The following is a 22,224-nucleotide window of genomic DNA, read 5'->3' as shown; positions in this document are numbered from 1 at the left end:
GCTTATCTGAGACGGATATTCATGAGCATGTCCTGTGACTCCACAGGCTGCTCATCATACACCAGAGTCCAGCCCATAGAATTGGTCAGGATATAGATTTTCTGCAGCTCGGAAATTAAATTCTGATGTGCCCGCTTTTTCAGGTCGCTTTTGTCGATTTTATCATGGATCACATTGTCGACTGTTTTGCGGATTTTATTCAGGTCTTCAGCCTTTAGTGGGTTCCAATAATCCTGAGTCACATCGTAGTACTCCAAATCAGGGTAGATGTTGATGTTAGCGTCTGGGATGTAATTGAGGTAAACCATTCTGTTTTCCTCATCGATATGGGTTTGCAGTTGGCTTAGGTCATACTCAACCGTCACTTTAGCATTGACCACCACCAATACCTTTTTATTGGAGGGAAAAATCCTGAAGAAATTTTGGCGGGTGTTTTTATAATCCATCACTTGGCTGAAGTGCCCTTCCACCACGACCAGCTTGCCCACATTTTTTATCTGTTCCTGGATCATGGAGGAATTGATCTCCGTTTGCTCCTGTTTTTCGTTTTTGTTGATAAAAAACAAAACGCCCAAACCAATTATTAAGGTGACTACAATTCCGAGTAAAAATCTAATCATTAGTTTTAATCTAGTAAGCTTTAAGTTAATCCCAATTTATTGATTTAATCTTTATTCAAAAGGGAAAATTCAAAGTTAACAAAATTTAGGACAGTGCTTTTGACCACTTTTTTCAGGTTCTCCTCAGTTTCGGTGCCCACTACGCCGATCACTTCCGTCCCTGCACGCTGGCCTGATTCTATTCCGGAAAAACTGTCCTCAAACACCACGCATTCCCCGGGCTCAAGGCCCAATGCTGCAATGGTTTTGGAGTAAATTTCCGGGTCTGGCTTACCGTGCTTCACAAAGGTCTCATCCAAAATGGAGTCAAAATAGGAGTGAAGGCCCAGTTTCGAAAGTGTGAACTCCACATTGGCGGGATAAGCAGAGGTGGCAACAGCCGTTTTGTATCCCTTTTCTTTCAACTGTTTCAAAAAATCAGTCAGCCCCTCGGTTTCTTTGAGTGTAGGCAAAATCAAGTTCCTGTATAGACTTTCTTTTTCCTCTTTTAAGGTTTCGATTTCTTCCGAAGTAATTTCTGGGAAAAGGTATTTTAAGGCCTGCCCGGTAGTCCGCCCATTGAAGTTTGCTGAAAACTCCTCATCGGTGATTGTCTTGCCGTGGTCTGCGATAAACTGCTTCCATGCATCCACGTGAAATTGGTGGTTGTTCAGTATTACCCCGTCCATGTCAAAAATGACTCCTTTGATGCCCATGATCCAAATTAATTTTTTAAATTTTATATAATTCTACTATATTACAAAGTCAATGGTGAAAATCATATTGTTGATTTGAATATTATTCTGTTTAGATAAAGATAAACCCGAAATATAATGCAAAAATTGCCTAGAACTATTTTCAATGAGGAGCATGACATGTTCCGACAGTCTTTGAGAGATTTTATTGCCAAGGAAATTACGCCCAACAATTTGGATTGGGAAAACAATAAAATGGTGTCCCGGGAGTCTTGGTTGAAACTTGGGGAAAACGGATTTCTATGTATCCAGGCTCCGGAGGAATTTGGTGGATTGGACATCCAGGATTTTAGGTACAACGCCATCTTTACCGAAGAACTGGGATTGAGCGGCTGTGCGGGGCCGGCGATTGGCTATCCGCTGCACAATGATATTGTTTTCCCCTATGTGCTTCACTACGCCACTCAAGAAGCCAAGGAGAAATATGTCCCAAAGATGATCTCTGGGGAATACATTTCGGCTGTGGCCATGACAGAGCCAGGCGCGGGAAGTGACCTTCAGAGCATCCGGGCTACTGCCGAGGATAAAGGCGATCATTACTTGATCAACGGCACCAAAACTTTTATCACAAATGGCTATTTGGCCGATGTGGTAGTAGTGGCGGCCAAAACTGACCCTACACTAGGAGCCAAGGGAATTAGTCTGTTTTTAGTGGACAAAGATATGCAAGGTTTTACCAAGGGGGTTCCCTTTGAAAAAGTGGGGCTACACGCTCAGGATACCTGCGAACTATTCTTCGAAGATGTGAAGGTGCCCAAAGAAAACCTTATGGGAAAAACCGGTGAAGGTTTCAAATACCTGATGACCGAACTTGCACAAGAAAGGCTAATTGTGGCCCTTGCAGCATTGTCTTTGGCTGAATTTACCCTCAATTCAACTATTGAGTATGTGAAAAGCCGTCCTGCTTTTGGCAAAACCGTTGCTGATTTTCAAAATACCAGGTTTAAACTTGCCGAGATGGCAGCCAAGCTAGAACAGGCAAGGATTTATTGCGATCAATTGGTGGTGTTGCACAATGATAAGAAAGTGGATGCGGCCATGTCTTCTGCCGCCAAAATGATGATGACCGACCTTCAATGTCAAGTGGCGGATGAATGCGTGCAGCTTCACGGCGGCTATGGATACATGTGGGAATACCCTGTAGCGCGGGCCTATGCCGATGCCCGTGTGCAGCGGATTTATGCCGGTACAAATGAAATAATGAAAGAGCTGATAGCCAGAAAAATACTGGCATAACTTGAAAAACCATAGAGTGTTTCAAAACCACTTTTCTGTAGTAGGAAAAGTGGTTTTCTTTTTTTTAACACAAGTTTTATTTTATATTAGTATAAAATAATAAAACTGAACTTAAATTAAGTAAATCCAAATAACTAAGAATATGCAAGATTTCCCGTGGTTTAAGCAATATCCACCCTCCGTGGTCAAAGAAGTAGATGTAAATGCTTACAACAGTTTGGTCGACCTTTTTGAGGAAAGCGTCAAAAAATATGGAAATGGAATAGCCTATGAATGTATGGGCAAAACGCTCACTTTTAAGCAGGTAGACGAACTCTCCAAAAATTTCGCAGCCTATCTTCAGAATGAGCTCAAAATGAAAAAAGGGGATAGGATAGCCATCCAAATGCCCAACTTGCTGCAATATCCCATCGTGATGTTCGGAGCCCTCCGGGCGGGGATGATTGTGGTAAACACCAACCCGCTTTACACCCCGAGTGAAATGAAGCATCAGTTTAATGATGCCCAAGTGGATACCATCGTGATTTTGGCAAACTTTGCCTCCAATCTTCAGAAAATCAGGGGTGAAATCAAGGCCAAGCACATTATCATTTCCCAGATTGGGGATATGCTAGGTGGGCTTAAGGGAGGCATCGTAAACTTTGTGGTCAAGCATATCAAGAAAATGGTGCCACCCTATCAGATTGACGGTGCCTTGAATTTGAAGAATGCTTTCAGCAAAGGTGCCTCGATGTCTTTCCGCCATGAGGAAATGGTGGCAAGTGACGCGGCATTTCTGCAGTATACCGGCGGGACGACAGGTGTGTCTAAGGGAGCTGAACTGACCCATGCCAACATCATTGCCAATATGCAGCAAATTTCGGCATGGATGACACCAAAGCTGAAGGAAAACCGGGAAACGGTCATCACTGCCCTTCCCCTTTACCATATTTTCGCCTTGACGGTTAACTGTCTGGCCATGCTCAAAATAGGTGCACACAATGTGTTGATCACCAACCCACGAGACATGCCGGCCTTTATCAAGGAAATGAGCAAGCACAAATTCAGTGTAATTACAGGCGTGAATACGCTCTATAACGGTCTTTTGAATCAGGAGGCTTTCCGAAACCTGGACTTCAGCTCATTGCGTGTTGCTGTAGGTGGCGGGATGGCCGTGCAGAAAGCTGTGGCTGAAAAATGGAAAAAAGTGACCGGAGTGCCAATTGCCGAAGGGTATGGACTGACTGAAACTTCGCCAGTCGCGACCTGTAACCCAATCGATGGGACCGAGCGCATTGGGTCTATCGGGGTTCCGCTTCCTAATACGCAAATCAAGGCCATTGATGATGATGGCAATGAGGTGCCAATAGGGGAGAAGGGGGAACTTTGCATCAAAGGACCTCAAGTGATGCGCGGCTATTGGAACAAGCCTGAGGAAACCAAGCAGGTTTTCGACGGAGATTGGTTCAAAACTGGTGACATCGGGATCATTGAGGCAGACGGCTTCGTGAAGATAGTGGACAGAAAAAAGGAAATGATTCTTGTCTCCGGTTTCAACGTGTATCCAAATGAAGTGGAAGATGTAATTGCTGCCCATGACAAAGTTTTGGAAGTAGGTGTCATAGGAATTGCCGATGATAAATCCACCGAGAAGGTGGTGGCCTATGTAGTGCCTAAAGATAACGGCCTAACTGATAAAGAAGTCATCGCCCATTCCAAGCAGCATCTGACCAATTACAAAGTGCCAAAGGAGGTTTATTTTGTAAATGAACTCCCGAAATCAAATGTTGGAAAGATTCTTAGAAGAAAAATAAAGGAAATGCACGAAGGCAAATCCTAAAAATAAAAAGCCCCGTCATGGGGCTTTTTTTATGGCTTCTTTTACCTCTAGGGCTTGTTGGAAATGCCTGTATTCGTGGGCCACTATGATATCCATGGCTTTATCCAAGGTGTAAGGCAAGAGCTTGTTAATGGGAGAATTGATCACCACGTTTTTGCCAAACTGTGGAGCCAATTTGGTTATCCAACTTTTTAATTCCTGCTGATGCTTGGTGAATTTTTGGACAATGTCCTGATGGGTACCGCCTATTTTGGGTTCCCAAGAGGCAAAAGTTTTGATTTTCTTTTTTCTGCCATCCGAAACCGATTTGTAAATGGAATTTCCTATTAGGTTATAAATAAAGCTGAAATTTCCCGACCAGGGCTTCTGATATTTCCCATCCTTCAACTCCTGAAACATTGGGAAGTAGGAAGAATTCAATTGTATCAAGTGCTGGATGTTTTCCCCGATTGACCAGACTTCCGGGTGGGGTTTCCAATAAATTTGCTCTAGGCTCATTTCCGCAAATTCTCTTTCAAACTTAGCAGTAATGCGATCTATTTCCGCTACCCATTCGGTTGGTTTTTGGCTCATTGGTTTATTCGGTTAGTTGCCTAAAGTTACAAAATTCGGTTCAAAAATTTTTAAATGGACAACTGCTGTCACTGGAATCAAAAAACTTATCTCATTTCGAATGATTAACAAATACTTGACGTTACTTTCGAAGATGGTTTTTGCGATAGTAGATATTGAGACGACAGGCGGCACAGCCCAACGTGGAGGGATTACTGAAGTGGCTGTGATCGTGCATGATGGTAAGCAGGTTTTGGATACCTACCAGACCTTGGTCAACCCCTTGCGGATAGTGCCTGGTTTTATCACTGGCCTTACAGGTATAGATAATGAAATGGTGCAGGATGCGCCGACTTTTGCAGAAATTGCCGAGGAGCTTTATGAGCTTCTGGAGGATAAAATCTTTGTGGCCCATAATGTCAATTTTGATTACAATTTTCTCCACCATGAATTTGGAAAGGTGGGCCTAAACTTCCGGAGGCCAAAACTTTGCACGGTACGCTTGAGCAGAAAAGCATTTCCTGGATATTCTTCATACAGTCTGGGCAGGCTTTGCGAATCAAGAGGCATTCGGATCACGGATAGGCACCGGGCCTATGGCGACGCTGCGGCTACGGCCATTCTCTTTGAACAGGTTTTTTCATTGGATCGCAGCATTATCGATAAATCCCTGAAAAGAAACTCTGGGGAAGCTTTTTTGCCTCCACATATCAGCAAAGAGAAATTTGATGCCTTGCCCCAGCGGCCGGGAGTTTATTATTTTTTCAACCAGACCAATGAAGTTATCTACGTAGGCAAAGCCAATAATATTCAATCCAGGTTTAAGGGGCATTTTGGCGGCAAAAGCCGAAATGACCTCAAAAGTGAAATTCATGATGTGAGCTTCTCCGAAACAGGCAGTGAGTTTTTGGCTTTGCTATTGGAAGCCTTGGAGATCAAAAGGCTGTGGCCTAAATATAATCGTGCCCAGAAACGTCCTAGCCATTCATGGGGTATTTATACCTATGAGGATGGAAACGGCTATCAGCGTATACAGGTAGGGAAGGTCCAAAAGGCCTTAAAACCAATTATGACATTCTATTCCCATGCCGAGGCTTGGGCAGAAGTTCAGAGTGGTGTGAGGGCATTTGGTTTTTGCCCCAAATTGGCGGGAATCCAGAAGTCAGCCCATGAGTGCTATGACTATCCTCTTGGCAAATGCGAAGGGGCATGCCTTGGAAAAGAAAGCCCTGAGACCTATAATCTCAAAATGGAAGAATGGCTCAACCAAGGAACAGTAGTGTCGAAACAGCTTCTCATTAAGTCTGCCGGTAGGACCAGAGATGAACATGCGGCCATTGTTTTTGATAATGGTATTCTAAAAGCCTATGGATTCATCAGTCAAGAAATGGAGGTGCAGGCAGAGTCGATTTTGGATTACCTTACACCGGTCAAGCCCGTTTTGGAAACGGGTCTGATCCTCAGGTCATTTTTGAGTAGGGAGAAGTTGGATATGGTGGTGATCTAGGTATAAACACTTCTCAATGCTTTGTCAAACCTTTCCATTTCCTCTGGCGTCCCCGTACTAATTCTGCACCAATTGGAGAAAGGTGGGAATTCCCTGCCAATCAAAACCCCTTTGTCCTTCATTTGATCGACCAGCTTGTCTATATGCATCCCACTTTCGAAAAAGACAAAATTGGTGTGGCTTTCCAAATGGCGAAGCCCCAAATCATCTAGGGTATGATAAATAGTGCTCTTGGCTTCCTTGTTTTTATTTAAGCTGAATTCAAAAAACTCTTTATCATCCAAGGCTTCTTTTGCGGCTTCCAGCGCCAGTACATTGGTGAAGGCCACTACATTTTCCCTAATTTTATGCGCCAAATCGGGTCGGGCCACTATGTAGCCAATTCTTAGCCCAGCCAGGCCGAAAACCTTGGAAAAGGTACGGCTTACGATGATGTTTTCGCCTTCTTTGACCAACTTGACCATGGAGGGATAATTAGGCTCGTCTATAAATTCAAAATAGGCTTCATCGGAAAATACAGTCGTATGCTTGGAGGTTTCCCTGCAGAATTTTTCAAAGTCATCAGCGGGAAGAAGCGTTCCCGTTGGATTGTTGGGGTTGCAGAGAAAAACCATTTTAGTGGAAGGTTTTATGGCTTTCTGCATACCATCAAGATCATGTTGCAGGTTCTCATCCACATCCACCCAATTGACTTCGGCACCCCACATCTGCGCATAACTCATCATGGCAAGAAAGGTGGGTTTACTGGCAATGATTTCTCCACCATTGCGGGTAAATGTAATCCCGGCTACTTTGAGAGCCTCAGTAGAGCCTCCGGTAATCACGATATGGTCTTTGGGCACACCTTCCCTTTCGGCTAGTTTATCTAAAAGTTCGTTTTGGTAGCTATAAGGGTACCGGCACCCGTCATCAAATGATTTGAACAACCTATCCCTGACTTTTTTTGAAGGGCCATAGGGGTTTTCATTTGAACTCAGTCGGGCGAGATCTTCTAAGGGGCGAGGGTTGAATTTGGCTATCTCTTCGGCCGAAAGTTTGGGGATAATGCCTAGGCCGGAAATTAAAGAAGCACCACCTGTGAGGGCAGCGCTTCTTAACCATTGTCTTCTGTTGAATTTCATGATTAAGGATTTGTTTTTAATTTAACAATTCCCCTTCTCAATCTCAAATTTTATCTATTCTTCTTTTTTTGCTTTCAATAGCGTGAGGACTTCATCAATTTCATTTTGAGCCTTTGTAATCAGGATTTTGATCTTTCTGTAATCAAACTCGTCGAGTCCCTCAAGCTCCAGTCCGATTTCAAACAGCCAATTTAGACCTGCAGAGGATGCTGTACCTTTCAGTTTGTGGCCGGCCGAATTGATATCAGCTAGATTTTGTAGAGAAAGACTTTCGTTCAACTCTACTTTGGCATTTTCGAGCTCTTTAATGGTAATATCCATAAAAGCCTGCATTAAGTCTGGATTGTTTTTCACATAACCCTCCAACACTTTAATATCAAATCGCTCGCTATTCATATCTTCTGTTTCTGTTACCTGTTCAGGTTCTTCTTTTTTGTCCTTATTCAAAGGTAACCATTTATGGAGGGCCATTTCCAAGGTTTCTTCCACTACAGGCTTGGCAATAAAGTCATCCATGCCAATATTGAGGCATTTTTCTTTTTCTCCCTTCACATTGCCCGCAGTAAGTGCCAATATTGGAGTCCTGGTCCCTGATTCTGCCTTACGTATTGCTTCGGTGACTTCATAGCCGTTCATGATTGGCATCTGAATATCCAGGATAATTAGATCCGGCTGCTTGGTTTTGTAGAGTTCAAAGGCGATTTGGCCGTTTGGTGCTTCGAATATGGTACTGTTAGGCAAAATCCTTTGAATGATTGTTTTGGCTAAGAACATGTTGATCTGATTATCCTCGGCAATCAAAACATTGTATTTGGACTCAAAGCTCGCCTCGGCAGTAGACTCTTCAATTTCCTTCTTCTTTTTGACATCGGATTTGTGAAGCTTTGCCAAGGAATTGTACAAGTCGTGCATCTTAATAGGCTTCACCAAGCGTTGGGTGACATGTAGTTCCTCACACTCTCTGATTACGCGCTCATCGTCAGAACTACTATATAAGAGAATAATAGGCTGCTCATCAGCTTGGGTTCCGAAATTGCTTCTTATTTTGCGGATTGTTTCCAGACCATCCATATAAGGCATGTGATAATCCATCAAAATGACGTCAAAGTCATTCCTGGTGCCCATCATCTGTAACGCCTCATATCCGCTGGAGGCCTCCTCGATGTCAATACCTTTCAGCCTCAACATTTCGTGAATGATGGTTCTGTTGTTGTCATTATCGTCAACGACCAATGCTTTTTGAATGTTTTCCACCTCTTCAAACTCAATGCTTTCACCTTGATCTGCCTTTACTCTTAAATCAAAGTAGAATGTACTTCCTTTTCCATGTTCACTTTCCAAGTTGAGATGGCTGCTCATCAGTCCCAAAAGCTGGTTTGAAATCGCAAGCCCCAGACCTGTACCGCCGTATTTTTTAGTGGTGGAGCCATCCTCCTGGGAGAAAGCCTCGAATATTTTTTCCTGCATTTCTCTTTTGATACCAATTCCGGTATCCCTTACCAAAAAGCGGAGCACACATTCTTCATCTTGATATTCAATTACCTCTATCTTCAATTCCACTTCACCTACTTCCGTGAATTTCACGGCATTGCTAAGCAGGTTGATGAGTACTTGCCTAATGCGCACCTCGTCTGTATGAATAAACCTTGGAACATCCAGAGAAATGTTCAATAGCATTTCTAAATACTTGCTTTGGGCCTGGTAACTGATAATGTCAGCCGTTTGGCTAGCCATTTCATATACATCAAACCGTTCGATGTCCAATTCAAGTTTACCCGCTTCAATTTTAGAGAAATCCAAAATATCATTGATGATACTCAATAGTGCATTAGCAGAATTGTTGACGATTCCCAGATATTGGGACTGGGTTGGGTCCAGATTGGTTTTCATCACCAAGTCAGTAAACCCGATAATACCATTCAGGGGTGTGCGGATTTCATGGCTCATGTTGGCCAAAAATTCGGATTTGGCTATATTGGCAGATTTTGCCTGATCAATGGCTCTTTCCATGGAAAGGTCCATGTTTTTACGTTCAATAGCGTTGGCAATGGTCTTGGCAAAACTCTTCAGAAGTGAGATTTCCGCATCTGACCAGTCTCTTTCTTCATAACATTCATCATATCCGATAAAGCCCCAGAAATTATCGCTATAGAAAATCGGAATAACAAGGATAGATTTGATTTCCTGCATATCCAAAAATTCCTTCAATTGCGGCTTGTCCTGAATATCACTTATTTTCGCTAAAAAGACTTTATTTTGACTCAAGGGCTGGAAAAAATCCTCGAAGTCCTTGTGGTAAATGTCCTGTAGATCCTGATTTTCAAATTGAGGGGAACAATCATCCGCAGCATATTCAAAAGTTTGGGAGGCTACCAATTCCCCGTTTTCATTTTTTGAGTTTTCAAAAAGATAAACTCTGCCAACTTCCACGGTTTGCCCCAAAATCTTAAGAGAACGTTCTATAGCATCCTCAAATTTTCGGTTGGATAATAGCTGGTCGGTAGCCAAGGAGATACCTTTAAGCATCTTTTCCTTGTTTTCAATTTCAAACTCCGACTTTTTCTTACCGGTGATATCCTGGAAAGTTCCATAAATACGGGTCACTTTCCCATGCAATTTCTCACACTGGCATTTGGTCCGTATCCATTTATATTTTCCTTTATAGGTGATAATTTCGAGCTCCAAATCAAAAGGAACCCCTTCTTCTTCTGCTTTTTTCCAATGTTCCTTAATCGTTTCCAGTGAGCGTCCCGGTCTGTAAAAGTTGAGTCCAGCCTCAAGAGTCACGTTGAAGTCATCAGGGACCTCATGAATTTCTCTGGTAATATCTGACCAATAGGTGGTGTTGGTTTCTAAATCCACGTCCCAGCCCCCGACATGAGCGACACGATTGGTCTGCTCCATCATTTTTTGAGTCACCAGAAGTTTCTGCTCGGTCCTTTTGGTAGCCGATATGTTTTGTACCGTAGCAAAAACAAATTTTTCCTTGGTAGAGGGGTCTTGGATAACAGAGGTATTTACCAATACAGGGAATCTTTCACCGTTCTTTTTTTGGTAAACAAGCTCAAATACATTTTCATCCAGCTCGCCTTTTATGGCCTTGGTGAAGTAGTAGCTATTTTTCTTCTGCATATCCTTAGGCCAATAGCTATAAGGCGGAGTTTGGCCAAGAAGTTCTTTTTCAGTAAAGCCGGTCATCTGACAAAGGGCTTTATTTACACGTACCTTTTTGCCACTTCTATCAGCCATGGCAAAGCCTTCCAACATTCCTTCTACAATTGAATTGAGAAAGTCTTTCTGTTGCTGAAGTTCTGCTTTGGTTTTAAGGTCTTCAGTTACATCGCGGCCTACAGCTACAACGTCCCCTGTCTCAGGGTTTTTGTTGGCATGCCATTGAATAGTCTTATATTCTCCGGATTTAGTAAGCGTCCGCTGAAGGTAGTTAATAGTTTTTTTACCTTTTAGGATTTTCTCATACTCCTTGTAGGCTCTAGGCACATCGTCGGGGTGAACGATAGTTTCACCTTGAGTTTTGATTTTCTCCTCATCCCAACCAGTGATGTCCATATAGGCCTGGTTGATTATTTGGTTTTTGCCATCTTTATCTACAATGGTCATTATATCCAACGAGGACTTAAAAAGCGCCTCATATTGCTGGAGTTGTTTTCTCTTCCTGTTATCCAGGATGGCCGTGATAACTTGTTGGGCTAAAAGTTTTAAAACCTTGATTTGATTATCGTCCAGGCTGTTGGGCTTGTCATCCATCACGCTTAATGTCCCCAGGACATGGCCTTCTGGGGATAATAGGGGCACGCCTGTGTAAAAACGGATATGGGGAGGTCCAGTAACTAGGGAATTGTCTTTGAAGCGCTCATCCTTGCTAGCATCTTCAGAGATGACGAGTTCTTTTTGTTTAATGCATTCTAAACAAAAAATACACTGGATATCGGTTTCCTTTATTTCGACACCAACCGTGGATCTAAAAATCTGCTTGTTTTCTCCAATAAGAGAAATGACCGCCATAGGGGTTTGGCATGTTAAAGAAGCTATTGTGGTCAGCCTATCAAACTCACTCTCTGAATGTGAATCTAGCACATCATAGGATTTGAGGGTTTCCAACCTTTCAGTTTCGTTAATATTATTATGGGTCATTTCAGAATTATATAATTGATAATCAGAGGGTTTTGAATTGCTTCCCAAGTCCTATCTTTATGAAATATCTTTATTGCAATAATCAAATATAAAATTTGAAAATTTATATTAATTCGCTAAAATAAGAACTATTCGTTTCTATAAAAAGGTTTTTCTTTTATTCTTAATCTCAAAAATATAGGATGATACCTTTTTTTCTTTCTAAATTCCCGAATCCGGTTTGTCTACCCTGAGAATCAAATTTTTAAACGGATGATACACTATGCTCGGTTGCACCAAGTTTTAATCGGCTTTTGATTTTTCACTTCTCATATTCTAGCCTTAAATAATTATAAAATTTATGCCAAAAATTAATTTTTGGAATTAATAAGCCAATTTATAATCAGAAATGGAGTCTGCTTAGGATTGTGTGGTTAATGGTTTTGGCAGGTTATTTGGTTTGTTCATGTAAAAATTAATATTATTTATTCTGTTAAATTTTACATAAACCGAATAAATACTTATATTAAAGGTATGTTTTTAAGAAGTTTTGTGTTTTAAAGGATACGTCTATGAGAAAGTTAACCCTATTATTGTTGGCCCTGTGCTTCAATACTGCTCTGGTATTTGGACAGGAGAAGAAGTATATGGTGTTTGAGTTTATGAAAGTAGAAACTGGAAACACGATCAATTACATGGATCATAAGGATTTCTTGGAACGCATCTATAAGAAAGCCGTGGAAAAAGGCGATATCTCGGGATGGGATTTCTGGTCTCTCAAATCCGGCACCGACAGTGGTGAATTCCAGTATGTCACGGTGACCTATTATGAGGATCCAGTCAAAATGATGAACGGTATCCCCCTGAATAAATTGGTGGAGTACGGTAAAGAGGTGTATGATACCTTGAATGAGCAACAACTGACCAAGATGCTAAAGGATGCCGAAACCAGTAGAGACTTGGCGGTGAGGTCCTATATGGAAGAAATAGCCCGCACGGATACGGAATTTGAGATGAAGCCTGGGGTGTTGGCCTCCTTCGATTTGATGAAGGCCGTAGAAGGAAGGTTTGAAGAATACGAGGCGGCCGAGAAGGAGGTTTTTCAGCCTTTTCACCAAAAAAGAATTGATAATGATTTGATGGGGGGCTGGCGTCTGCTTCGTACCGCACTTCCCTTTGGAAGTGAAGCCAAGTCAACGCATATGACAATGAATTTTTACAGGGATTACCTGCAGTTTTTCAATTCTATGGAATATGAGGATTTAGAGGCTTCCGAGGAAGATAAGCAAGCAGTGGAGAGAGGACTTCAATCCAGAGATCAAAAATGGGTCTATCTTGCTACTTTGGAGAAAGTGGTGAGATAATTAAAAAGGCCAGTTCCATGATTATGGGACTGGCCTTTATTATTTTTAACCTTCAAATTCAATATCAAGGGATATAGGCACCGCTTTTAGAGCTTTGCTAATGGGGCAGTTGTCCTTTGCTACTCTGGCTACAACTTCAAAATCCTCCTTGCTCATACCTTTCACTTTGCCTTTGAGCTTTAAATGAATTTCCTGAATGCCAAAATCATCGCTTCCCTGCTCCTTGTCAATGGTGACTGTGGCGACCGTGTGCAGTTCGTCTGCGTCAAAGCCTTTGTTGGCTACCTGAAAACTCAAGGCCATGTTAAAGCACCCAGCATGGGCTGCAGCCAATAGTTCTTCAGGGTTCGTGCCCAACTTGCCATCCTCGTTTTTAAAACGTGATTTGGTGGTATAGGGTGTATTGTCGAAAAATCCGCTGGGGGAGGAGAGGTGACCTTTTCCTTCCAAGCCGTTGCCTTTCCAAATGGATGTTGCTTTTCTTTTCATAGAATTTGAGTGGTTTTATAGTTCGTTGTTGATTAAAATTTCCTTTAATTTTCCCGTACCCTGACTTGCGGTACTTTCGATGGCTGTCAAATTTTCCACAAAGCCAACATGTGGGACCTTGATGTCGACAATGTATTTGCTTATTTCTGGTTTGGTATACCCAATCAAGCTGGCGGCAGGATAAACGACCAGACTCGTTCCAATGATGGCAAAAATATCGGCCTCAGCGGCGATCTCAATTGCTTCTTCCATTTTCAAGACAGGTTCCCCAAACCACACCACAAAGGGCCTAAGTTGTGAGCCTTTCTCACACTTGTCGCCCTTCTTCAGTTCCCAGCCCTCAATATCATAAACAAGGCTAGGATCCAATGAGCTTTGGCTTTTGAACAACTCGCCATGCAGGTGAACCACCTTTTTGGATCCGGCCATTTCATGAAGCGGATCAATATTCTGAGTAACAATGGTCACATCAAAATGTTTCTCTAATTCTGCCAGGTGGTAATGCGCCGCATTGGGTTTGACAGTGGATGCCTGCCTCCTTCTTTGGTTATAAAATTCCAATACCAATTCAGGATTCTTTTTCCAGCCTTCAGGTGTGGCCACCTCCATGACGTCATGGCCTTCCCAGAGGCCGTTGGAATCCCTAAAAGTCTGGATTCCGCTCTCTGCCGAAATCCCTGCCCCTGTCAGTACTACTAGTTTTTTCATGATTGGTTCAAGACTTTTTTCTCCATCTGTTTTTTGGCAAACTGGCTGATCCCTATGGCCAGGCCCAGAAAGAGCAGGTAGGGGATTAACAGCGCCACATAGGAAAAATAGCTTAAATCTTTGATCATGGCAAAAAAGAATGCCGAATACCAGGACAGCATGCTGATGGCCCCTACGGCGAAGGAGGTTTTCTTCAAGGTATTATTTTTCTGAAGGTCTTTTTTAAGCAAGCTGATTTCCTCCAAGGCTGGCGTAATATATAGGTTTAGGACACCCCCATTTAATATCACCACAACCATAACGGTCATTTTCATCATGAACCTGTCATTGGATAAATATCCCTCGATATCGGTTAAGAACAATGCGACCCCACTTACGATAAGCAGAATCAAGCCAATGATGATGATTTGGCTGATGAGGTGCATGATTACCGCCTCTTGATTATTGATTTTGAAATTTCGCAGGAAATGGAAAATCATGATGTCTATAACTGTGGTTCCGCCCAGACCAAGCACCATGCCCAGCAAATGTACTGTGAGGGTATATTCCCTCGCTTCCTGAAAAAGCTCGATCACTCCGGTCATCTGCTGATAAATGAAAAAGCTTATAACCCCATTTAACACCAGCATTCCGACCGAGCTCCATTGAAACTCTGCCACCGCTGTAAAACTCATCAGGATCTTGTAAACCAAGAGCAATACAATAGCCATTGAAACCATAAACATGGCCAAATCCAGGTGATTTATAAAGGCCTGCACAAAAAGTTTGACGGTGTAAACCAAAGCTGTGAAGGCAAAGAAACCTATAATGATTTTCTCATAGGGGATTTTTAAAAAGTACATCCCTCTAATGTGGTCTCTCGGGTCATCTTCTTTAACTTCTACCCGGTCCCTTTTTTTATAAGCCATAAAAGTCCACCCCAAACCGGCAAGCGAGCAAATAAGAATGATTATATAGTAGAGTTGCATAAGTGTATTGGAAAAAGTCAAAATTAAATTTTATAAAAAGCAATAGGCATTCCAACAAAGCGCTAATATGAAAAAAGCTTCCCCAATCGGGGAAGCTTTGATTATTTTTTCTTTTTTGCAAACCGCCCTTTTTTCTTTTCAGGCTGGTTTTCTATGATGTGAAGGGTTTCCTCATAGGTTAGGTTTTCAGCTTCCTTATCCTTCGGGATCTTATAATTATTCTTGTTAAACTTTATATAAGGTCCCCAACGGCCATTTAATATCTGTATTTCGGGATTTTCCTCGAAGGTTTTGATATGTTTTTTAGCATCCGCCTCTCTCTTATCTTTGATGAGCTCAATGGCCTCATCCTCGGTGATGCTCAACGGATCCAATTCTTTGCCTAATGAAACAAACTTACCGTCGTGTCTGATATATGGGCCAAAGCGTCCAATTGCCGCAACAATTTTTTTATCTTCAAAATGACCAACATCTCTCGGCAACTTGAATAGTTCAAGCGCATCTTCAAGTGTGATGTTTTCGATAAACTGTCCTTTTTTTAAACTGGCAAATTGTTTCTCTTCATCTTCTTGATCTCCAATCTGAACAAGAGGTCCGAATTTTCCAAGTCTGGCAATGATAGGTTTTCCGGTCTTGGGGTCGGTACCCAGTTCCCTACTGGAATTGACATCCGCTCGGCTTACATTTTCAGTTTGCTCTACTTTGCTGTGGAAGACTGAGTAGAAGTTTTCGATCATCTCTTCCCACTCCTGCTTGCCTTGGGCAATGTCGTCAAACTCTTTTTCCACCCTTGCGGTGAAAGTGTAATCAATTACATTGGGGAAATGCTCTACCAAGAAGTCATTTACCACCATAGCAATATTGGTAGGGAACAGTTTGTTTTTGTCGGAGCCTGCGTTTTCGGTCTTGGTGGCTTTTGCAAACTTGCCGTTACTGATTTTCATTTCTACATAATCCCTTGGCGTACCATCTCTGGACTCCTTGATTACATAGTTTCTTTTCTGTATGGTGGAAATGGTCGGGGCATATGTAGATGGTCGCCCAATACCCATTTCTTCCAGTTTCTTTACCAAGGAAGCTTCCGTATATCTGGCCGGTGGCCTTGTAAAGGTCTGCTTTGCCTTCATTTCCACCAAGTCAAGCTGCTGGCCGATCGCTAATGGAGGCAAAAGACCCTTGTTGGTGCTTTCCTCTTCTTCAGGCTCATCATCGGTACTTTCTAGGTACACTTTCAGGAAACCCTCAAACTTGATCACCTCACCGCTTGCGGAAAGGGTCTGTTCGGCATTGGAGATGCCAATGGTGACATTGGTTTTTTCCAATTGGGCATCGGCCATCTGGGAGGCAATTGCTCTTTTCCAGATCAATTCGTAAAGTCTCTGCTCATTCCGGTCGTTTCCGGCATCATGCTCGGTAAAATTAGTCGGCCTGATGGCTTCGTGGGCCTCTTGGGCCCCTTCCGACTTGCTGCTGTATTTTCTGGCTTTATGGAATTCTTTTCCATAGGCACTTTGGATCTCATTCTGAGCCTTCTGCATGGCTTCTTCGGAAAGGTTCACGCTATCGGTACGCATATAGGTGATCTTACCTGATTCATATAGCTTTTGGGCCACGCTCATGGTCTGTGCTACCGAGAAACCCATTTTTCTACTCGCTTCCTGCTGAAGGGTGGAGGTGGTAAAAGGGGGTGCCGGGGTCTTTTTGGCAGGTTTTTTCTCCAGGTTTTTGATGGAAAACTCTGCGTTGAGGCAGGTTTGCAAAAATTGCTCAGCCTCCTCCTCGGTGTCAAATTTCTTGGGTAATTCAGCAGAAAGTGGTTTGCCATCCACTAAAAACTGAGCGGTGATTCTATAGGCGGCTTTTGCCTTGAACTTGTCGATTTCCCGCTCCCTTTCCACTATGAACCTCACGGCTACGGACTGCACCCGGCCGGCGGAAAGGCCTGCTTTGATTTTTTTCCACAATACAGGGGAAAGCTCAAACCCCACCAGCCTATCGAGTATTCTCCTTGCCTGCTGTGCATTCACCAAGTCAATATCAATGGTGCGTGGATTTTCTATCGCCTTTGAGATGGCGTTTTTGGTGATCTCCCTAAAGACAATTCTTTTGGTAGCCTCATCCTTAAGTTTCAATACTTCTTTCAAATGCCAGCTGATAGCTTCTCCTTCGCGGTCGTCGTCACTCGCTAGGTAGATGGTCTCTGCATCCTTGACCAAGCCTTTAAGCTGTTTGATCACTTCCTTCTTGTCCGGAGTGACCTCATAGGTGGGCTTGAACTTATTCTTTATATCAATGGCCTTATCACCTTTGGGGAGATCACGGACGTGACCGTAGCTTGAGGCTACTTTGAAGTCCTTGCCCAGATAGCCTTCAATGGTTTTGGCTTTGGCAGGTGACTCGACTATGACTAGATTTTTTGGCATAAGTTTATGGTTTAATTACTGGTCTTTTGGGAGGCCACAATAAAAATGTAAAATTAGACCTGATATTTTTCATGTCCAAATCCCAGACCTTGGTCTTTTTTGTGGCACAATTATTTGCTATAATGTGCAAAGATGAATTATTTAAACACCAATGACAAAGTTAATTTATATTTTAAGACACGGAGAAGCAGAACATGGGGGAAGTTTTTCCGAGGATTTCAAGAGAAATCTTACTCCAAATGGTCAAATGGATATTCAACGGGTGGGAAAATCTCTGAGCGTACAATATTCCAAGCCTGAACTTTTGATCCATAGTCCGGCTGTCCGGACGACCCAGACCGCTCAAATTATACAGGAACATTTTTCGGCTTCATCGATTATTAAAAAGGAAAGTGTCTATGAAAGTTCCTTGTCCAATCTAATCAAGGTAGTACAATCCGTGGGGGACGATGTATCCAAGCTGATGCTGGTGGGGCACAATCCCGGCCTGATGGAATTAGTCAATTACCTCACCGACCAGCCCTTATATTACCTGCAGCCGGGCACCTGTGTGATAATGGAGCTGCATATTGAAAAATGGTCCTATATATCAGGTAATTGCGGGTCCGTATTGGAGGTGGTCCAATAGATAATTTGCCAAGGAAAGAATATAATTCTTTAATTAGACGCAAAATTTTATTTTTTTTGCGAGGTTAAAACTTTAGAAAAAATATAAAATAGCAGTTATGAGCGCATTAGGACGGCATATCATTGTAGAATTTTACGACTGTAATCCGGAAATTCTCAATGATGTGGTACATATTCAGAACAGTATGGAAGAGGCGGCCGAGGAGGCAAGCGCCACAATAATTAACTCCACTTTCCACCACTTCTCGCCTTATGGAGTGTCGGGGGTAGTAGTGATCCAGGAAAGCCACTTGGCGATTCACACCTGGCCAGAGTTTGGATATGCATCCGTGGATTTGTTTACCTGCGGGGAAACAGTTAACCCATGGGTTTCTTATAACTATTTGAAAAAAGCTTTTGAAGCAGCCCACGGATCGGCTGTCGAGCTAAGAAGAGGAGAGATGGCATTGCTTACACACAAGGATTTTGACATCAACCAGATGCGTGATGAAAAATCCTCTGAAGAAGGCGGTCCGATGAGAACCAAAAACGTGTGGTTTACCGAAAGAAACGACAACATTGCTTTGTCTTTGAAGCATGACGGTAAATTGTACGAACAGGAATCTGAGTTTCAAAAAGTGGAAGTTTACAAAACCTTTGCTTATGGAAACATGCTGACCCTAGATGGGATGGTAATGACCACCGAAAAGGATGAGTATGTGTATCACGAGATGATTTCGCACGTGCCGATGCAAACGCATCCAGATCCTAAGCGGGTATTGATTATCGGTGGAGGAGATGGTGGAACGGCCAGAGAAATCCTGAAATATGAACAACTTGAGGAAGTGGTGATGGTGGAAATCGACGAAAAAGTAGTGGAGGCTTCCAAAGAGTTTTTGCCTAGCATCGCAGCATCCTTTGACCATCCCAAATTGAACCTTAAGATCGAAGACGGAATCAAGTATGTGAATGAAGCTGCTGACGAGTCTTTCGATATAGTGTTGGTGGACAGTACTGACCCAGTGGGTCCTGGAGAAGGCTTGTTCACCGCTGAATTTTACACCCAAGTGCACAGAATTCTTAAAAAAGACGGCATCATGGTGACCCAGTCAGAGTCCCCACGTTTCAACGAGAAAGTCTTTGTGGAAATTTACGATTGCTATAGAGGAATTTTCGGAAAGGAGAATGTACATTGTTACTTAGTACACATCCCTACTTATCCTACAGGTATGTGGTCTTTCTCTTACAGTGCCAAAGGCGACTGCTCTCCAAAACAAGTTCAGGAAAAGGCACAGGCGTTGCTTCCTTCCTTTGACTTGAATTACTACAATCCTGAAATCCACCAGGCCGCATTTGTGCTGCCTAACTTTGTTCAGAAAATGATACAGCCAAAATCCTAGTCTATGTCTGCAAAATCTCAAATAATTGACAGTTTTGATCCTAATGGGGTTGGAGAAGGGGGAACTCTTTTTGGGTTGCCTTTTGATGAAAATACAGCCGAATTAATCGTGGTTCCTGTGCCTTGGGAGGTGACAGTGTCCTACAACCCAGGTACTGCTGATGGTCCGGAAGCGGTATTGGCAGCCTCGCCTCAGTTGGATCTCTACCAAGATGACATTAATGATGCCTGGAAGATGGGGATCCATATGATTCCGATTCCTGACCATATTAAAGTTTCAAGCAACAATTATAGAATCCTGTCATCCAACTATATTAAGTTTTTGGAAGAAGGATCACCTGAGCAGGATCAGGAAAGATTCTCTGCCGTTCCAGACCTAATTAATACAGCCTGTGAAGAAATGAATGCCTGGGTTTACGACACCGTTAAAAAATACAAGTCCCAAGGTAAGTTGGTCGCTCTTCTGGGAGGTGATCATAGCACCCCGCTTGGCATGATCAAGGCGCTATCTGAGGAGCATGACTCCTTTGGTATTCTCCAGATCGATGCCCATGCTGATTTGAGGGTGGCCTATGAAAACTTTGAGTACAGCCATGCTTCCATTTCTTACAATGCTTTAAAATATTCCCAAGTCAGCAAATTGGTGCAGGTTGGGATCAGAGATTATTGTGAAGCAGAAGCTGAATTGGCTCAAAGTAATAAGAAAATCAGTACTTTCTATGACAAATCCATCAAGGAGGCATTGTATGAAGGAAAAAACTGGAGGTCAATCTGTGATGATATCATCCGGGAATTGCCGGATAAAGTTTATATCACCATCGATATTGATGGTCTGGACCCAAAACTTTGTCCAAACACAGGAACGCCAGTTGCTGGCGGTTTTGAATTGGAGGAAGTGCTGTACCTGATGAAGCAAGTAGTGAGAGCCGGGAAGGAGATTGTCGGTTTTGACCTTGTGGAAGTGGCACCGGGGCCAGGTGAGGATGAATGGGACGGCAATGTGGGTGCTAGAGTATTGTACAGAATGTGCAATCTTTACGGTGTGTCACAAAAAAGATTGAGTTTTAAATAACCTTTAAAGAGGCTGTGGTATCGCAGCCTCTTTTTTGTGTTTTTAGTTAAGGTTTAATGGTTAAAGTTATATTCGCAAAAGGTTTTAATCCAGTTTTTTAAATGAAAGGACTAATCTTAAATGATAAAAATCCCTCCAAAATTGAGGTCAGGGAGGTAGAATTACCAGAATTGAAAGATGATGAGGTGCTGGTTGAGGTCAAGGCTGCAGCCTTAAATCACCGGGATCAGTGGTGCCGTGAAGGCCGATATCCAAACATCCGCAATGGTGTGGTTTTGGGTTCCGATGGGGCTGGAGTGGTGAGCAAGGTGGGCAAAAATGTTGACTCCAAGTGGCTTGAGACAGAAGTGGTTATCAATTCGGCCATGAACTGGGGGGAAGACCAAAAAGCCCAATCCAAGGATTTTGAGATCTTAGGCATGCCTTCTCATGGGACTTTTGCCCAATATGTCATTGTCAAAGCAGACAGGCTGCATGAAAAGCCAGAGCATTTTAATTGGGAACAGGCTGGTGCATTGCCCTTGGGGGGGCTCACGGCGTATCGGGCAGTTTTCTTTCATGGAAAAGTGGAGAAAGGCCAAAAAGTGCTGGTTACTGGTTTTGGTGGGGGAGTGGCCCAGTATGCAGCTCAGTTTGCCATAGCAGCAGGTGGAGAAGTGTATGTAAGCAGCGGACATGACCAAAAGATAGAGGTGGCCAAAAAGCAAGGTGCCAAAGGAGGGTTTAATTATAAAGAGGAGGCATGGACCGAGCAAGCAAAAAAAGAAACCGGTGGCTTTGACTTGGTCATTGACAGCGCGGTAGGGGATACTTGGGGCAAACTGCTCAAAGTGATGAATCCAGGTGCCAAGCTTGTTTTTTATGGGGCCACGTTGGGCAATCCCAAGGAGCTGGATATGCGCAGGGTTTTTTGGAATCAGTTGACCATCCAGGGAAGCACTATGGGGAGTGATGCCGATTTTAAGGAAATGTTGGCCTTTGTCCAGGAAAAACAAATTTTGCCTGTGATTGACAAGGTTTATAAGCTAGAAGAAGCTGTCGAGGCATTTGACAGGATGAAAGCCGGGGATCAGATCGGAAAGATTGTTATCAGCATGGATTAATCAAGGTCGTTTTCAAAAAGAAAATTTTGGTAAGCATTTTGCAGCTCCCTTTGGGCATGGTTATCATTTTTAGCCTTTGCCAGGGAGATTCCCTGTTCAAATATTGATTTTGCTTTTTCCAACTCATTCTTTTTTTCAAAAAACAGACCCGCATGATAGTAGGTAGGGAGATACTCCGGAAACTTCTCAAGCAGCAAATTAAAATAATGGACGCCTTTTTCAGTGTTGGTGTTCTGGTATTCAAGAGCTAAAGCATAAAAGTTGAATGGGTTGTCAGGTTCTTCCTTTGCAAAGTCCAGTAGTTGCTCAATACGGCCTAAATTGCTCATGATTACGTTTTTTAATTAACATTGTATTCATTAAATTCACGAC

The 22,224-nt window shown here is 42.8% G+C and carries 18 protein-coding genes; 8 read left to right on the top strand and 10 right to left on the bottom strand.

The annotated features are described in order from the left end of the window. Positions 1–2: 2 nt before the first annotated feature. The gene (locus tag KIH41_RS10940; RefSeq protein ID WP_214162403.1) at positions 3–620 is read right to left on the bottom strand and encodes a DUF4230 domain-containing protein; all 618 of its coding nucleotides are present in this window, start codon (positions 618–620) and stop codon (positions 3–5) included. Between the two features lie 44 nt (positions 621–664). After that, positions 665–1,315, bottom strand: coding sequence for an HAD family hydrolase (locus KIH41_RS10935; RefSeq protein ID WP_214162402.1), 651 nt, complete (start codon positions 1,313–1,315; stop codon positions 665–667). A 117-nt stretch (positions 1,316–1,432) separates the two neighbouring features. Here KIH41_RS10935 and KIH41_RS10930 point away from each other — a divergent pair, with 117 nt between their 5' ends. Both KIH41_RS10930 and KIH41_RS10925 read left to right on the top strand, forming a co-directional pair. Beyond that, entirely contained in the window at positions 1,433–2,590 is a 1,158-nt protein-coding gene (locus tag KIH41_RS10930; protein ID WP_213945955.1) for an acyl-CoA dehydrogenase family protein, read from the top strand. A gap of 142 nt (positions 2,591–2,732) precedes the next feature. Next, on the top strand, positions 2,733–4,409 hold the full coding sequence (locus tag KIH41_RS10925; RefSeq protein WP_214162401.1) for an AMP-binding protein: 1,677 nt from the start codon (positions 2,733–2,735) through the stop codon (positions 4,407–4,409). Positions 4,410–4,424: 15 nt separating this feature from the next. Here the strand turns inward: KIH41_RS10925 and KIH41_RS10920 are convergent, their stop codons facing one another. Then, complete coding sequence (locus KIH41_RS10920) at positions 4,425–4,982, bottom strand: DinB family protein (protein WP_214162400.1); 558 nt, start codon at positions 4,980–4,982, stop codon at positions 4,425–4,427. A 100-nt stretch (positions 4,983–5,082) separates the two neighbouring features. Between KIH41_RS10920 and KIH41_RS10915 the strand changes: the two genes are divergently transcribed. Beyond that, positions 5,083–6,468 carry an exonuclease domain-containing protein gene (locus KIH41_RS10915; protein WP_246539084.1) on the top strand — a complete coding sequence of 462 codons (1,386 nt, stop codon included), beginning with the start codon at positions 5,083–5,085 and terminating at the stop codon, positions 6,466–6,468. Here KIH41_RS10915 and KIH41_RS10910 read toward each other — a convergent pair. Beyond that, the gene (locus KIH41_RS10910) at positions 6,465–7,589 is read right to left on the bottom strand and encodes a pyridoxal phosphate-dependent aminotransferase (RefSeq protein WP_214162399.1); all 1,125 of its coding nucleotides are present in this window, start codon (positions 7,587–7,589) and stop codon (positions 6,465–6,467) included. The two genes, KIH41_RS10915 and KIH41_RS10910, sit on opposite strands and share 4 nt — an antisense overlap. Before the next feature lie 54 nt (positions 7,590–7,643). Next, positions 7,644–11,741 (bottom strand): response regulator, encoded by a 4,098-nt coding sequence (locus KIH41_RS10905; RefSeq protein WP_214162398.1) that lies wholly within the window; start codon positions 11,739–11,741, stop codon positions 7,644–7,646. A gap of 551 nt (positions 11,742–12,292) precedes the next feature. On the opposite strand from KIH41_RS10905, the gene KIH41_RS10900 reads away from it, so the two are divergent. After that, the gene (locus tag KIH41_RS10900) at positions 12,293–13,084 is read left to right on the top strand and encodes a hypothetical protein (RefSeq protein WP_213945950.1); all 792 of its coding nucleotides are present in this window, start codon (positions 12,293–12,295) and stop codon (positions 13,082–13,084) included. Positions 13,085–13,129: 45 nt separating this feature from the next. On the opposite strand, the gene KIH41_RS10895 is transcribed toward KIH41_RS10900, so the two are convergent. From KIH41_RS10895 to topA, 4 genes are all read right to left on the bottom strand, one after another. Next, positions 13,130–13,573, bottom strand: coding sequence for an OsmC family protein (locus KIH41_RS10895; RefSeq protein ID WP_214162397.1), 444 nt, complete (start codon positions 13,571–13,573; stop codon positions 13,130–13,132). Between the two features lie 15 nt (positions 13,574–13,588). Further along, on the bottom strand, positions 13,589–14,281 hold the full coding sequence (locus KIH41_RS10890; RefSeq protein ID WP_213945948.1) for an SIR2 family NAD-dependent protein deacylase: 693 nt from the start codon (positions 14,279–14,281) through the stop codon (positions 13,589–13,591). Continuing rightward, on the bottom strand, positions 14,278–15,189 hold the full coding sequence (locus tag KIH41_RS10885; RefSeq protein ID WP_213945947.1) for a hypothetical protein: 912 nt from the start codon (positions 15,187–15,189) through the stop codon (positions 14,278–14,280). The genes KIH41_RS10890 and KIH41_RS10885 overlap by 4 nt, the downstream gene beginning before the upstream one ends. A 161-nt stretch (positions 15,190–15,350) precedes the next feature. Beyond that, positions 15,351–17,672 (bottom strand): type I DNA topoisomerase, encoded by a 2,322-nt coding sequence (gene topA / locus KIH41_RS10880; RefSeq protein WP_213945946.1) that lies wholly within the window; start codon positions 17,670–17,672, stop codon positions 15,351–15,353. A gap of 151 nt (positions 17,673–17,823) precedes the next feature. Between topA and KIH41_RS10875 the strand changes: the two genes are divergently transcribed. The 4 genes from KIH41_RS10875 to KIH41_RS10860 all read left to right on the top strand — a co-directional run bounded on the left by KIH41_RS10875 (position 17,824) and on the right by KIH41_RS10860 (position 21,852). Further along, positions 17,824–18,300: a SixA phosphatase family protein gene (locus KIH41_RS10875; protein WP_214162396.1), complete on the top strand. Its 477-nt coding sequence runs from the start codon at positions 17,824–17,826 to the stop codon at positions 18,298–18,300. A 97-nt stretch (positions 18,301–18,397) separates the two neighbouring features. After that, a complete protein-coding gene (gene speE, locus KIH41_RS10870) occupies positions 18,398–19,678 on the top strand; it encodes a polyamine aminopropyltransferase (protein WP_213945944.1) in 1,281 nt (426 codons plus the stop codon). A 3-nt stretch (positions 19,679–19,681) separates the two neighbouring features. Beyond that, positions 19,682–20,749, top strand: a complete 1,068-nt coding sequence (locus tag KIH41_RS10865) for an agmatinase family protein (RefSeq protein WP_214162395.1) — start codon at positions 19,682–19,684, stop codon at positions 20,747–20,749. A 101-nt stretch (positions 20,750–20,850) separates the two neighbouring features. Next, positions 20,851–21,852 carry a quinone oxidoreductase family protein gene (locus KIH41_RS10860; protein WP_213945942.1) on the top strand — a complete coding sequence of 334 codons (1,002 nt, stop codon included), beginning with the start codon at positions 20,851–20,853 and terminating at the stop codon, positions 21,850–21,852. Here the strand turns inward: KIH41_RS10860 and KIH41_RS10855 are convergent. Beyond that, on the bottom strand, positions 21,849–22,181 hold the full coding sequence (locus tag KIH41_RS10855; protein WP_213945941.1) for a tetratricopeptide repeat protein: 333 nt from the start codon (positions 22,179–22,181) through the stop codon (positions 21,849–21,851). The genes KIH41_RS10860 and KIH41_RS10855 overlap by 4 nt on opposite strands. Between the last annotated feature and the right edge of the window lie 43 nt (positions 22,182–22,224).

The organism is Litoribacter ruber, from assembly GCF_018500185.1.
Taxonomy (GTDB): Bacteria; Bacteroidota; Bacteroidia; order Cytophagales; family Cyclobacteriaceae; genus Litoribacter; species Litoribacter ruber.
Note: the sequence above shows the minus strand (reverse complement) of the source record. Positions and strands in the feature narration are given on the sequence as shown.

Coding starts and splice junctions, on each gene's coding strand:
- KIH41_RS10940 (WP_214162403.1), bottom strand. CDS start 620: ATGATTAGATTTTTACTCGGAATTGTAGTCACCTTAATAATTGGTTTG.
- KIH41_RS10935 (WP_214162402.1), bottom strand. CDS start 1,315: ATGGGCATCAAAGGAGTCATTTTTGACATGGACGGGGTAATACTGAAC.
- KIH41_RS10930 (WP_213945955.1), top strand. CDS start 1,433: ATGCAAAAATTGCCTAGAACTATTTTCAATGAGGAGCATGACATGTTC.
- KIH41_RS10925 (WP_214162401.1), top strand. CDS start 2,733: ATGCAAGATTTCCCGTGGTTTAAGCAATATCCACCCTCCGTGGTCAAA.
- KIH41_RS10920 (WP_214162400.1), bottom strand. CDS start 4,982: ATGAGCCAAAAACCAACCGAATGGGTAGCGGAAATAGATCGCATTACT.
- KIH41_RS10915 (WP_246539084.1), top strand. CDS start 5,083: ATGATTAACAAATACTTGACGTTACTTTCGAAGATGGTTTTTGCGATA.
- KIH41_RS10910 (WP_214162399.1), bottom strand. CDS start 7,589: ATGAAATTCAACAGAAGACAATGGTTAAGAAGCGCTGCCCTCACAGGT.
- KIH41_RS10905 (WP_214162398.1), bottom strand. CDS start 11,741: ATGACCCATAATAATATTAACGAAACTGAAAGGTTGGAAACCCTCAAA.
- KIH41_RS10900 (WP_213945950.1), top strand. CDS start 12,293: ATGAGAAAGTTAACCCTATTATTGTTGGCCCTGTGCTTCAATACTGCT.
- KIH41_RS10895 (WP_214162397.1), bottom strand. CDS start 13,573: ATGAAAAGAAAAGCAACATCCATTTGGAAAGGCAACGGCTTGGAAGGA.
- KIH41_RS10890 (WP_213945948.1), bottom strand. CDS start 14,281: ATGAAAAAACTAGTAGTACTGACAGGGGCAGGGATTTCGGCAGAGAGC.
- KIH41_RS10885 (WP_213945947.1), bottom strand. CDS start 15,189: ATGGCTTATAAAAAAAGGGACCGGGTAGAAGTTAAAGAAGATGACCCG.
- topA (WP_213945946.1), bottom strand. CDS start 17,672: ATGCCAAAAAATCTAGTCATAGTCGAGTCACCTGCCAAAGCCAAAACC.
- KIH41_RS10875 (WP_214162396.1), top strand. CDS start 17,824: ATGACAAAGTTAATTTATATTTTAAGACACGGAGAAGCAGAACATGGG.
- speE (WP_213945944.1), top strand. CDS start 18,398: ATGAGCGCATTAGGACGGCATATCATTGTAGAATTTTACGACTGTAAT.
- KIH41_RS10865 (WP_214162395.1), top strand. CDS start 19,682: ATGTCTGCAAAATCTCAAATAATTGACAGTTTTGATCCTAATGGGGTT.
- KIH41_RS10860 (WP_213945942.1), top strand. CDS start 20,851: ATGAAAGGACTAATCTTAAATGATAAAAATCCCTCCAAAATTGAGGTC.
- KIH41_RS10855 (WP_213945941.1), bottom strand. CDS start 22,181: ATGAGCAATTTAGGCCGTATTGAGCAACTACTGGACTTTGCAAAGGAA.